Origin of the sequence: Parasphingomonas caseinilytica, assembly GCF_036663755.1 — a bacterium.
GTDB lineage: Bacteria > Pseudomonadota > Alphaproteobacteria > Sphingomonadales > Sphingomonadaceae > Sphingomonas.
In genome coordinates this window covers 178,773-191,256 of the sequence record NZ_JAXOJL010000001.1, presented here as the reverse complement: position 1 = coordinate 191,256, position 12,484 = coordinate 178,773, and the positions used below count along the sequence as shown (strand labels likewise).

The 12,484-nt window shown below is 66.2% G+C and carries 8 protein-coding genes; 3 read left to right on the top strand and 5 right to left on the bottom strand.

All coding sequences use genetic code 11. The features are described 5' to 3' along the window. Position 1 precedes the first annotated feature (1 nt). The 5 genes from U1738_RS00780 to U1738_RS00760 form a co-directional block, all read right to left on the bottom strand. On the bottom strand, positions 2-3,811 hold the full coding sequence (locus U1738_RS00780; RefSeq protein WP_443026975.1) for a LamG-like jellyroll fold domain-containing protein: 3,810 nt from the start codon (positions 3,809-3,811) through the stop codon (positions 2-4). Positions 3,812-3,850: 39 nt separating this feature from the next. Further along, on the bottom strand, positions 3,851-5,137 hold the full coding sequence (locus U1738_RS00775) for an MFS transporter (RefSeq protein ID WP_332787133.1): 1,287 nt from the start codon (positions 5,135-5,137) through the stop codon (positions 3,851-3,853). 41 nt (positions 5,138-5,178) lie between these two features. Next, positions 5,179-5,976, bottom strand: a complete 798-nt coding sequence (locus U1738_RS00770; protein WP_332787132.1) for a 2-keto-4-pentenoate hydratase — start codon at positions 5,974-5,976, stop codon at positions 5,179-5,181. Between the two features lie 68 nt (positions 5,977-6,044). Further along, on the bottom strand, positions 6,045-7,481 hold the full coding sequence (locus U1738_RS00765; protein ID WP_332787131.1) for a mannitol dehydrogenase family protein: 1,437 nt from the start codon (positions 7,479-7,481) through the stop codon (positions 6,045-6,047). Continuing rightward, on the bottom strand, positions 7,478-8,953 hold the full coding sequence (locus tag U1738_RS00760) for a UxaA family hydrolase (protein ID WP_332787130.1): 1,476 nt from the start codon (positions 8,951-8,953) through the stop codon (positions 7,478-7,480). The genes U1738_RS00765 and U1738_RS00760 overlap by 4 nt, the downstream gene beginning before the upstream one ends. Before the next feature lie 119 nt (positions 8,954-9,072). Here U1738_RS00760 and U1738_RS00755 point away from each other — a divergent pair, with 119 nt between their 5' ends. The 3 genes from U1738_RS00755 to kduI all read left to right on the top strand — a co-directional run bounded on the left by U1738_RS00755 (position 9,073) and on the right by kduI (position 12,478). Then, positions 9,073-10,095 (top strand): LacI family DNA-binding transcriptional regulator, encoded by a 1,023-nt coding sequence (locus tag U1738_RS00755; RefSeq protein WP_332787129.1) that lies wholly within the window; start codon positions 9,073-9,075, stop codon positions 10,093-10,095. A gap of 80 nt (positions 10,096-10,175) precedes the next feature. After that, complete coding sequence (gene uxaC, locus U1738_RS00750; protein ID WP_332787128.1) at positions 10,176-11,618, top strand: glucuronate isomerase; 1,443 nt, start codon at positions 10,176-10,178, stop codon at positions 11,616-11,618. Between the two features lie 20 nt (positions 11,619-11,638). After that, positions 11,639-12,478 carry a 5-dehydro-4-deoxy-D-glucuronate isomerase gene (gene kduI, locus U1738_RS00745; RefSeq protein ID WP_332787127.1) on the top strand — a complete coding sequence of 280 codons (840 nt, stop codon included), beginning with the start codon at positions 11,639-11,641 and terminating at the stop codon, positions 12,476-12,478. The last annotated feature ends 6 nt before the right edge of the window (positions 12,479-12,484 follow it).

The window sequence follows — 12,484 nt, the reverse complement described above, 5'->3', positions numbered from 1 at the left end:
CTCACAGCACCACGACATTGTTGAGCCGCGTCGTCTCCGGCGCGTCGGCTCGCAGAGCCACACGTACCGTTATCCCCTCTAGCGATGTCTTCGGCGGGAGCGTCAGCACGACTGTCGCCGTCTTGGGCAGCAGGTCCAGCGGCGCGGCGAGATCGGGAACGACGCCGCTGGCCAGTACGCGCCCGTCGCGCGCCACCAGATCGACGCGGCCGCCGATCGCCGGCACCGCGCCAAGACTATGCACCGTCACGGTCACGCGCTGCCCGGTCACCTGCACATCCTCGGCCGCTATGCCGAGATCGGGGCGTTGTTCGACCGGCGTCGTCGGCGTGACGAGCGAGAAATCGACGACGGTCGTCGTGCCAGCCGCAAAGGCGAGATCGGTCGCCGCGCTGCGTTCGAGCGTCACGTTGCGCACGGCGCCGATCGGCGCGAGCGTCTTGCCGCCGTCATTGCTCGTGGCGAGGGCCATCGACCAAGTACCGCCGGTCACGTTCCACGCGGTCATCGTCGCGCGCTGATCGGTGGCGCTGGCATTATAGGCGATCACGCGGAACCGATCGCGCGTCGCGGCAGACACGAGGATCGCGACCGCCGTCGCCGCGGCCGGATCGGCGAAGCGCCAGCTCACGGTGTTGCCCGGCCAGCCCTGATTGCGCCGGAGCGCGATCCCGCCGAGCCGTTCGCGCTGCAGGATGTCGCTCGGCTGATCCACACGATCGGACCACCAATGCCCTTCGGTGTACATATATTGGTGCTGCGCCTTGTCGGCGATCGCATCCGCATGCAGCTTTTCCAGCCAACTAAGGTCGCCGCTCGCCGACCAGGCTCCGTAAAGGGTAAATGGGTCATTGGACTTGGCCGCCTGCGCCACCAGTGACGCCTGCGCTGCCTTGCCGCCGGGGAGTAGATCGAACGCATTTTCGTTGAATTCGGACAGGGCCCCCGCCCCCGCTTTCGCCACGCGTGCCGAGATTGGGCGCAAGTAGGTCGCGTCGCCGGTGAAGCGCCACGCCGCCCAAGCGGTCTGCAGCGGCGTGGTCGCCCCGCCGCCGTCGCCCACGCGGGTCGCATCGGTGCGCCAATTGATCTCGTTGGGATAGCTCCACTGCCCATCGGCACCCTGCTTGCCATGCGCCATCCAGCCATCGACCAGCCCGATCACCAGCCCGCGCGCCGCCGGATTGCCGTTGTACAGGCCGACCAACATCGGGCCGTGTGTCACCGTCCAGCTATACGGTTTCTGCCATTCCCACGGCCCCTCGCGGTACATCTTGCGTCCGCCGTACCAATTGCTGGCGAAGTGCATGTGTCCGGCCGGATTGCGCAGGATCACGCCCTGCAACGCCCGCGTCGTCGCCATCAGCCGCTCGACCGCCTTGGGCTCGCCCCAATTGAGATACAGCCGCTCGGCATCCGAATTCAGCCCCTCCTCATACGCATGCAGCTCGTCGGTGGTGATGTAGCCGAGGCCGTTCACCCGCATGCCGTTCTTGTACGATGCGTCTGAAAGCGCACGCAGCGACGCGTTGATCTTGTCCGGCTCGACGCCCATCAGCGCGAGGCCGGGCCATTGCTGCGTCAGATCGACATCGTCGGAGATGCCCCCGCCGAAATCGCCATACGGCACCTGCCGTTCATCGATCCACCAATCGACGAAATGCTGCACCTGCTTCAGGTCCTCGAGCTGGCGGAACGCCCAGAGCGGAACCCCGGCGGGCGCCACCGGCTGCACGAATGGCGGCAGGTTTTCGGGCCGGTAGTTGATATCCGCCCAGTAAGCGCGGGCGCGGGGATTTTCGGGATCGACGCGCAACAGGTCGCCGATATCGGCGAACAGGCGCGCATAGAGCGATGCGCGTTTCGACGCGGTATGCTCCTCGACCAGGAAGCCCCAATTGTCCTTCACCTGATTGAAGCGATCCGCGATATGTTCGGGCAGCGCGGCGGCGCGATCCTTGAACACCAGACGGATCTTCGCGCCGTCCAAAGATGTCGCGCCGAAGTCTGGCGCGGCAGAGGCGACCGTCAGGAACAGGCTGTCGTTGGGCAGGATCCGGTCGCGCAGATCGAGCCACAGGGTCCGCGCCACGCCCGGCTTCACCGATACCGACACGTCGATCATGTCGCGACCGGGCCAGAGCGGGTCCTTCACGCGGATGTTGAGCGGGATCAGGCCATTCCTGTCCGGCGTCGCCTTGATCGCGGGTAGGTCGATCGCGATGCCGTCCAGCCCGTCATGCACATTCTGCCAGCCATAGTCCCAGGCACGGGCAACAGCCTGATCGGGATAAGCATCGCCGAAACTGGCGGGGATCAGGATATGGACGATCGGTGCCGCATCGCGCGGCCGATCGACCGTGCCGGTCGCCCCCGCCGCACCTGCGCCGACCGCCGCCTTGATCCCGGAGGTCGGCGTGGCGAGAACCGTACTGCGCTCGTCGGGAGCATAGCGTCCGGCAATGTAAGCGTTCAGCGGATCGAGCGCGGCCAGCTTCGGCGCGAGTTCGGCATGCACGGTATAGCTGAGCGCAAACGTGCCCGCCGGCACCGCGCCCGCCGACACGTCATACGCCCACAGCTCCTGGATCGGCTGCTCCTGCATCACATTGGTGAAGCTGATCCGGCCACCGGTGCGGGGCGTAAACTGATCGACCGACCGGACCACATTCTGCGGTCGCTTCGCCAGCGATACGGCCTTCCCGCCATCGCTCCAGTCGAGCGCGCCATAGGCCGCGCCGCGGATCTCGATGCGGTTGAAACGCTCGCCCGCCGGCACGGTCAGATCGTAGCGCTTGCCGCCTTCGACATAGGTGTTCCAGTCGGGCAGTTCGAAATAGTCATCGCGGCCGGGCAGTTTCGATCGGTTGTAGACGCCGGGCCAGGTCGTCTCGGCGATGCCGTCCACGCCCTTCCACATCCATTCCTTCAGGTCCTTCGCGTCGGCGAACTCGACCTTGCGGATGCGCGTGACGGGCGCGTCCAACACAGGCGGCGAGACGCGGTCCCAGCCGAAGCGGTGCAGCCATGCCAGCCGCTCGGCGGGCTTGTCGGCGGGCGGCGCTCCGGCGGGTTCGCGCTTCGCCGCCAGCGCTGCGATATCGGCGGCAGGCAGCAGGGATCCGTAGATGCGCAGTTCGTCCACATCGCTGCCGCGCATGAAATTGTACCGGCTCTGCACCTGATGCGGCGATAGGACGCGCCCGGCCAGACCGAACTGGTCGAGGCCGCTATCGAGATCCGCTTTCTGGTCGCGCCGCGCCGCTTCCTTGCCGTCGATGTACAGTCGCAGGCCGACCGTCTCGTCCCACGCGACGGCGATATGGTGCCAGGCATCGGGCGCGGGCAGATCGGCCATGCGATACGACACGCGGACGCGCGACAGATTGGCATCGGTGACGAAGGCGTCGAAGCCGTGGCCATTCCAGTCGATGCGCAGGAACGCCATATCCCAGCTGCTATGATCGGCGAAACCGACGCGGAAGATGTTGAACGGTGCCTCGCCCACCGGCGTCCGGGCGCGCCAGAAGAAGGACAATGTGCCCCGCGCTGCGCGAATGTTGCCGGGTGCCTTCCAAGCGACATAGCCGTCATCGGCCCAGCGCATCGCCCCGCCGATCGCGCCGTCCGGCACGATCGTCACGCCGCTGCGGAAATTTGGCACCGCATCGCCGCCCGCGACCTCGGCGGTCAGGCCGGTATCGGCGGAGGCACGAAACAGCAGGCTGGTCGCGTCCTGCGCTGCGGCGGGGATCGCCGCGCTCGCCAACAGGATCGCCAGGGTCGGGGTAAAAATACGCAAACGCCTAATCCTCAGGAAAAAATTCACCCCGTTTACAGACCGCCACCGTCAGATCGCATCGACCCGCGCCAGTCGCGGACTGAGCAGGTGGATCACCCCCACCGCGATCAGATACACGCTACCAGCCACCGCGAAGATCAACGTGTAGCTGCCCGTCGTCTGCAGGATGTACCCCGTGAACCAGGCCATTCCCATGCCGCCGACTGCGCCGACCGTGCCGCCGATGCCGACCACCGATCCCACTGCGCCGCGCGGGAACATATCCGACGGGATGGTATAGAGATTGGCCGAGAACGCCTGATGCGCGGCCGTCGCCAGCCCGACGATCGCCACCGCGAGCCACAGATTGTCGACATATTGCGCGAAGAAGATCGGCATCACCAGGAACGCGCAGGCCAGCATCGTCAGCTTGCGTGCGGCATTGGCGGAGAAACCGCGCTTCATCATCCGCGAGGACGACCAGCCGCCCGCGACGCTGCCGAGATCGGAGATGATGTAGATCACCACCAAAGGCGGCCCGAACGATTTCAGATCGAGATGATAGGTCTTGGCGAGGAAATCCGGCGTCCAGAACAGGAACAGCCACCAGATCGGATCGATCAGGAACTTGCCCAGCGCATAGGCCCAGGTCTCGCGATAGCCGAGCAGGCGGCCCCACCCGATCTTGACCGCGGGGTCGGCCGGGTCGCTTTCGATATGCGCGAGTTCGGCCGCCGACAGGCGCGGCTGTTCGCGCGGGCGGCGATAGATCGCGATCCACGCCACCAGCCAGACGAGGCTGGCGGCACCGGTGATGATGAACGCCATGCGCCAGCCGAAGGCGATCGTGATGACGGGCACGATCAGCGGCGTGATCACCGCGCCGATATTGGCACCGGCATTGAAAATGCCGGTCGCCAGCGCACGTTCCTTGGCCGGAAACCATTCCGACACCGCCTTGATCCCGGCGGGGAAATTGCCCGCCTCGCCGATGCCGAGCACGAAGCGCGCGGCGGAGAATTGCCCGGCCGTGCCGGCAAAACCGCACAAGGTGTGGCCCAGCGTCCAGATGACGAATGCGATCGAATAACCTATGCGCGCGCCGATCCGGTCGATGATCCAGCCGAAGCTGACATAGCCGATCGCATAGGCCGCCTGGAACCAGATGATGACATAGGAATAGGTGGCGTCGTTCCAGCCGAGTTCGGCCGAGATCGTCGGCTTCAGCACGCCGATCATCTGGCGATCGACGTAGTTGATCGCGGTCGCCGCGAACAACAATGCGCAGATCACCCAGCGATATCGCCCGACGCGCGCCGCCGCGGCGTTCACCTCCGGCATGTCCGCACTCGCCATCTCGTCTCTCCCTTGTCCGGCAGCCCTGTTGAGCCTTGCCGTTATTGAACGCTGATACCGCACTTCACCGACAAGCGCCCATCGAAGCGCGCCTCAATCCGGTCGCCGATCGCCACCGGATGGACGCCGGTCACCGCGCCGCTGGAAATCCATTGCCCCGGCATCAGCGCGATGCCGCGCGCCGCCAGCGCCTCGAACAGGAAGCGTGCGGCACCGAACGGTCCGTCGAGCATGTCCGCCGCCGTTGCCGCGCCGATGCGTGCGCCGTTGATCCAGGTTTCGATCGGCCAGGCATTGAGGTCGGCATCCTGCCAGCCGTGGATGCCTGCACCGACCACCAGGCCATTATTGTTGCCGAAATCGGAAATCGTCACGCCCGGTCCATGGCTGTTGATGCCCTCGAACGGCGAGCTGGCGATCTCGATGCCGACATGCACGGCGTCGATCAGCGCGCGCGCCTCGTCCATCGTATAGTGCCGCTTCGCCGGATCGGGCGCGGTGCCGATGCGGAGCAGGAATTCCGCCTCCGCCGCCGCGAACCCGCCGGCGAATACCGGCATCTCGACCGGCGTCGCGCTTTCGATCTCGATCTGATCGGCAAAGATCGGGCCGGCGAGGCGGTCAACTTCACCCAGCGGCGGGTTGATCCGCCCGACCTTCCAGCCGGCGATGCTGCGCGCGCTGAGCGCGATCGCCGCATCCTGCACGGCATAGGCGTCGCTGAGTTCCGCAGGCAGAGCGCCCGGATACGCCGTCAATGCCGCCCCGGCCCGCCGCGCATCGACGAACGCGCGTGCGATCGCAGCGGTATTGCCAGAAATTTCGTCCGAACCTTGCACCGGCATCCCCCATGAGGCGTTTTTACGCCGTTTGACGATGCGTATGGGAAACCGGTGTCATTGACAAGTCAGGCTGTGAAAACACCATCCCATTCGCCCGCTTCGGTACGCCGCGCTGCTTCGCCGATCGCCGATATCAGCGCCGTGTCGACTTGCCAGGATCGCCGCAGGCCGAGGTCCGAGGCGATCAGGCGATCGATCACCGCCGCCGCGTCGCCGTCTGCCGCGGCATCGGCCAGTGCCCTGGCTGCCGGATCGAGAATCGCCACACCGGCACTCGCCCGGCGCATCAGGAACACCACCCAGCAGGCGATCGCCGCGACGGCACATCGCGGCATCCGCCCGACGCGACGGTTGGCATCGATCGTATCCGCCAACCGGTACGGCAGCTTCTGCGATCCATCCTGCGCGATCTGTTCCAGCAGGTGGACGATCGCCGGATTGGCGAAGCGCGCCAGCACCGCCGCGCGATACTCCTGCAGGTCCAGCCCCGGCACCGGTGGCAGCACCGGAATGATGTCCTCGCGGATCATCGTATCGACGAATGCGGCGAGGGGCGCATCCTGCATCGCGCGATCGACGCTGGCATGGCCGCGCAGCAGCCCGGCATAGGCCAGAGTCGAATGCGCGCCGTTCAGGATCCGCAGCTTGGCGCGCTCGTAACCGCCGACGTCCGACGTCACGATCGCGCCCGCCGCCGCCAGATCGGGCCCTGAGCCCAAATCCAAATCCTCGATCACCCATTGCGTGAACGCCTCGCGCTGCACGGCGGCACGATCCTCGACGCCCAGCATCGCCGTGACATCGGCCTGCAATCGCGCATCGGCGGCGGGCGTGATCGAATCGACCATCGTGCCCGGCACGCGCACTTCGCCCGCGATCCACTCCGCCAGCGCAGCATCGCGTGCGCCGGCGAAGGCGACCAACGCGGCATGCAGCTTCGCACCGTTATCGGCCATGTTGTCGCACGGCATCGGCACGAACGGGGCGATACCCGCGCTGCGTCGCGCGGCCAGTCCGGCCACCAGCCAGCCGATCAGGCTGCGCGGTGTCGCGCCGGCGGCGAGATCGTGGCGGATATCGGCATGCTCCAGATCGAGCATCCCGTCGGCGGCAAGGCAATAGCCCTTTTCGGTTACGGTCGAGGTGACGAGCCGCACCGCCGGATCGCCAAGCAGCGCCAGCGTCTCGCCCGCCGCATCCGGGCCAAGGAAGCGGCTGTGCGCGCCGATCACGCGCCACGCCGGCGTCACATCGCGGATCGCCAGCGTGTACAGCCCGTCCTGCGCCTTCAGCGCATCGGTCGTGCCGGCGCTGCGCAACGATATCGCCGCGATGCCCCAGCGCGGATCGTGATCGAGCAAAGTATCCACATAGGCCGCCTGATGCGCGCGGTGGAACGCGCCCGGCCCGAAATGCACGATGCCCGTGCCGATCGGGCCGCGCCGAGGCCGGGCGACCTGCCCGGGCAGCCCGGCGAGCGTGACGTTCGACAATCGCGTCACAGCGTCACGCCCCGCTTCCAGATCGCGATCTCGCGTTCGCCATTGCGCTCGGCAGCGGTTTCGCGGCCGGATGCGACCGCGCCCAGCAAATCGGCCAGCGCCGTTTCCGCGCCGTCGAACCCTTCGCTCAGCACGCGACCGGCATCGAAATCGATCCAGCCAGACTTGCGTGCCGCCAGCGCGCTGTTCGACGCGATCTTGATCGTCGGCACCGGGAAGCCGAGCGGCGTGCCGCGCCCGGTGGTGAACAGGATCGCCGTCGCCCCCGCCGCCGCCAGCGCGGTGGACGATACCGCATCGTTGCCCGGCGCCTCCAGCAGGGTCAGCCCGGCGCTGCGCACGGTGTGCGCATAACCGATCACGTCGATCACTTCCCCGCGCCCGGCCTTCTGCACCGCGCCGAGCGATTTCTCCTCCAGCGTGGTGATGCCGCCGGCGATGTTGCCGGGCGACGGATTTTCCGACACCGGTTCGCCGTGATCGGTGAAATAGCGTTTGAAGCCATTGACCATCGCGACGATGCCCTCGAACACTTGCGCATCGGCGGCGCGGTTCATCAGCATCTGTTCCGCGCCGAAGATTTCGGGGATTTCGGTGAAGATCACCTTGCCGCCCGCCGCCGTCACGCGGTCGCTCATCCGCCCGACCAACGGATTGGCGGTCAGCCCAGAGAAACCGTCGGACCCACCGCACTTCACCCCCAGCACCAGAGCATCGAGAGAGCAACGCTCGCGCGGGGCCGCGATCAGCGCGGCGAGTTCTCCGACCAGGGCGACACCTTCTGCCACCTCGTCGTCGGCGCGCTGCGCGACCAATGTGCGGACCATGCCTCGCTTGGCCTCGGGAATTTCGGCCAGCAGCGCGTCGATCTGGTTCGATTCGCAGCCCAGCCCGACGATCAGCACGCCACCGGCATTGGGATTGTCGGCCAGCCCGGCAAGGATGCGGCGAGTCGCGGCCAGATCTGCACCGAGTTGCGAACAGCCGAAGGGGTGCGTGAAGGCATGGATGCCGTCGATCGCGCCGCCGTGCTCGCCGCTCGCCCGCGCAGCGATACGCTCCGCCGTTCGCGCAACGCAGCCGACCGTGGGCAGCACCCAGATTTCGTTGCGCGTGCCCACCCGGCCATCGGCGCGACGATAACCCATGAACTCGCCCCCGCCGGATGCGCGCGCAGCCAGCCGCTGCGGGACATATTCGTAAGCCAGTTCGCCACGCAGCGCGGTCACCAGATTGCCGTCATGCACATGATCGCCCGGCGCGATCGGCCGCGTCGCCAGGCCGATCGGGAAGCCGAACTTGATCACCGGCGCACCGGCCTCCACCGCTTGCAGCGCGATCTTGTGGCCGCTTGGAATGGCCGTGCCCGCGACGACGCGCGATCCGCCCGCCACGACCATATCGCCGGGTGCAGCATCCTCGATCAGCGTCGCGACGCTGTCGGCGGGGTCGATCATCAGGGCTTCAGCCATCAGTAATTCTCTTGGAAACCGGTGTCAGACCCAGCCTTTGCCCCAGCATGCGATGCCCGGCAAGGGCCGTCCAGCGCTTGGGCTGGCGAGCCGGGATACTCGCAGCTATGCTGACCCCTATGAAAAAAAGCGGCCAGCCGACGATCAACGATGTGGCGCGTATCGCGGGGGTTTCCAAGAAGACCGTCAGCCGCGTCATCAACCGCTCGCCGCTGCTCAACGACGAAACGCGCCGGCGCGTCGAGGATGTGATCGCGGACCTCAGCTATATTCCCAATCCCCAGGCGCGGGCGCTGGCACTCCGGCGCAATTTCCTCATCGGCCTCGTCCACGATAATCCCAATGCGCAGATGGTGATGAACGTGCAGCAGGGCATATTGGAGGCGCTGCAGGATACCGAATTCGAACTGGTCGTACGCCCGCTCGATCGCGGGTCGGCGACGATGCTCGACGATCTCCGGCATTTCCTGGAACGGCAGCGCCTGTTCGGCGTGGTGCTATTGCCCCCGATCAGCGAGAACGACACCATCGCCAGCCTCTGCGCCGAGATCGGCTGCCATTATGTCCGCATGGGATCGGCCCCGCTCGACGACGACGATCATATGGTCGCCTCCAATGATCGCGAGGCGGTGCGCGGTGCGACCGAATATCTCATCGCGCAGGGGCATCGCCGGATCGGTCTGATTGCCGGACCGCACGGCTTCCGCTCCGCCCGCGAGCGGCGTCTGGGCTTCGAGGAGGCGCTGACCGCCGCCGGCATCCCGATCACGCGCAGCATGATCGCGGACGGCAATTATACATTTGAGTCCGGGATTTCCGCGGCCGGGCGACTGCTCGATCTGATGCCCTGCCCGACCGCGATCTTCTCCTGCAACGACGAGATGGCGGCAGGCGTGATGCATGCGGCGCGCCAGCGCGGCCTTGATATTCCCACCGATCTGTCGATCATCGGCTTCGACGACACGCCCGTCGCCGCGCATGTCTGGCCCCCGCTCACCACGGTCCGCTGGCCCATCGCTTCAATGGCCCGCTCCGCAGCCCTCAAGATCACCGCCTCGCTGGAGGAGCGGACGGTAGAGGAGCCGAGCCTGTTTCTCTCGACGCTGATCCGTCGCGGTTCGGTGACGCCACCGGCCAACTGACGCGAGAGACGGTTGCGCTAAAACCTGACACCGGTTACCAAGCACTGGGCTGTCCGGCAGAGGTGGCAGGAGGGATGACGATGGCACGGCGACTGAAACTGCACCCCGACCGGCTTTTTCCGGCCGATGCGGCAACCCGCGACGTCGCCCGCAGCCTGTACGCAGAGGTCGCGCACCTGCCGATCGTCAGCCCGCACGGCCATACCGATGCCGGCTGGTTTGCCGACAACGAACCGTGGACCGACGCGACGTCTCTGCTGCTCGCGCCGGACCATTATCTCTACCGGATGCTTTACAGCCAGGGGATCGATCTCGATTCGCTCGCGATCCCGCACCGCGACGGGACCCCGGCGACCGATCCGCGCGCGGCCTGGCGGCTGTTCGCGCAGAACTATCACCTGTTCCGCGGCACGCCCTCGCGGCTGTGGCTCGACCATGTCTTCGCCGAGGTGTTCGGATTCGATATCGTTTTGGAGGCAGCGACCGCCGACCGATATTTCGATCGCATCGCGGAGGCGCTGGCGAGCGCGCCGTTCCGCCCGCGCGCTTTGTTCGATCGCTTCGGCATCGATTTCCTCGCCACCACCGAGGGCGCGCAGGACGATCTTTCCGCGCATCACCGCATCCGAGCTTCGGGCTGGTCCGGTCGTGTCGTCACCACCTATCGCCCGGACGGCGTGATCGATGTCGAGCATGAGGCGTTCGCGCCGGCGATGACGCGCTTCGCCGAACTGACCGGTGAGGATGTGTATAGTTGGACCGGCTACCTCGCCGCGCATCGCAAGCGCCGCGCCGATTTCCGCGCAGCAGGCGCAACTGCGACCGACCACGGCCACCCCACCGCTGCCACCGCCAACCTGTCCCCGGTCGAAGCGGAAGCGCTGTTTCGCAAGATCGTCGGTGGCACCTGGGCACCCGCCGATGCCGAACTGTTTCGCGCGCAGATGCTGACCGAAATGGCAGCAATGTCGGTCGAGGACGGCATGGTGATGCAGATCCATCCCGGCTCCTTCCGCAACCACAATGCCGGCCTGTTCGCCAGCCATGGGCGCGACAAGGGCGCGGACATCCCGACTCGCACCGATTACGTCCATGCGCTGAAACCGCTGCTCGACCGCTTCGGTACGAACACGGACCTGTCGATCATCCTCTTCACGCTCGACGAGAGCGCCTATGCCCGCGAACTGGCGCCACTGGCCGGGCATTATCCCTGCCTGAAGCTCGGCCCGAGCTGGTGGTTCCACGATTCGCCGGAGGGCATGCGCCGCTTCCGGGAGATGACGACCGAGACCGCCGGCTTCTACAACAGCGTCGGCTTCAACGACGACACCCGCGCCTTCCTGTCGATCCCGGCGCGACATGATGTCGCGCGACGCGTCGATTGCGGCTTTCTCGCGCGGCTCGTGGTGGAACACCGCCTCGCCGATTGCGAGGCAGCCGAATTGGCGCACGAACTCACCAGCGGCCTCGTCCGCCGCGCCTACAAGATCGATCCATCACAGCCGGCCGCGAAGGCCGCCTGAAAACCCCCAGGAGTTTTCCCATGTTCGACCGTACCTATTACGCCACCCATCCCGACATGATGGAATGCGTCTCCAACGACGAATTGCGCGACCGCTATCTGATCCAGGACCTGTTCCGCGACGGCGAATGCGTGCTGAACTACACCCATGCCGAGCGCTTCGTGATCGGCGGCGTCGCGGTGGCGAGCGGCAGCGTGACCCTGCCGCACCAGAGCGAACCGGCCTCCGCCGCCGGCCATCCCTTCCTCGAACGGCGCGAGATGGCGGTGGTCAATGTCGGCAAGGTCGACGGCACCGTGACGGTCGATGGCGAGACTTTCACGCTCGGCAACAAGGATTGCCTGTACGTCACGATGGGTGCGAAGGACGTGGTGTTCTCGGGCGACGGCGCGCGTTTCTATCTGGCGTCCTGCCCGGCGCACAAAGCATTCACCACGCGCACGGTTTCGGTCGGCGACTCCACCACGCTGGAGCGCGGCAGTCTTGAGGAATCGAACGAGCGCACGATCCACCAGATGGTCATCCCCGGCATCTGCGACAGCGCACAACTCGTCATGGGCCTGACGGTGCTGAAGCCGGGTTCGGTGTGGAACACAATGCCGCCGCACATCCACGAACGTCGCAGCGAAATCTATTTCTACTTCGAACTCGACGGCCCGAGCGACCGCGTGTTCCATTACATGGGCGAAGGCGAGGCCCTGCGCCACATCGTGATGGCAAACGAGGAAGCGGTGATCAGCCCGCCCTGGTCGGTGCATATGGGTTCGGGGACGAAAGCCTATGCCTTCATCTGGGCGATGGCCGGCGAGAATCAGGATTATACCGACATGAATGTGCTCGACATCTGTCAGCTAGCCTGATCCGCG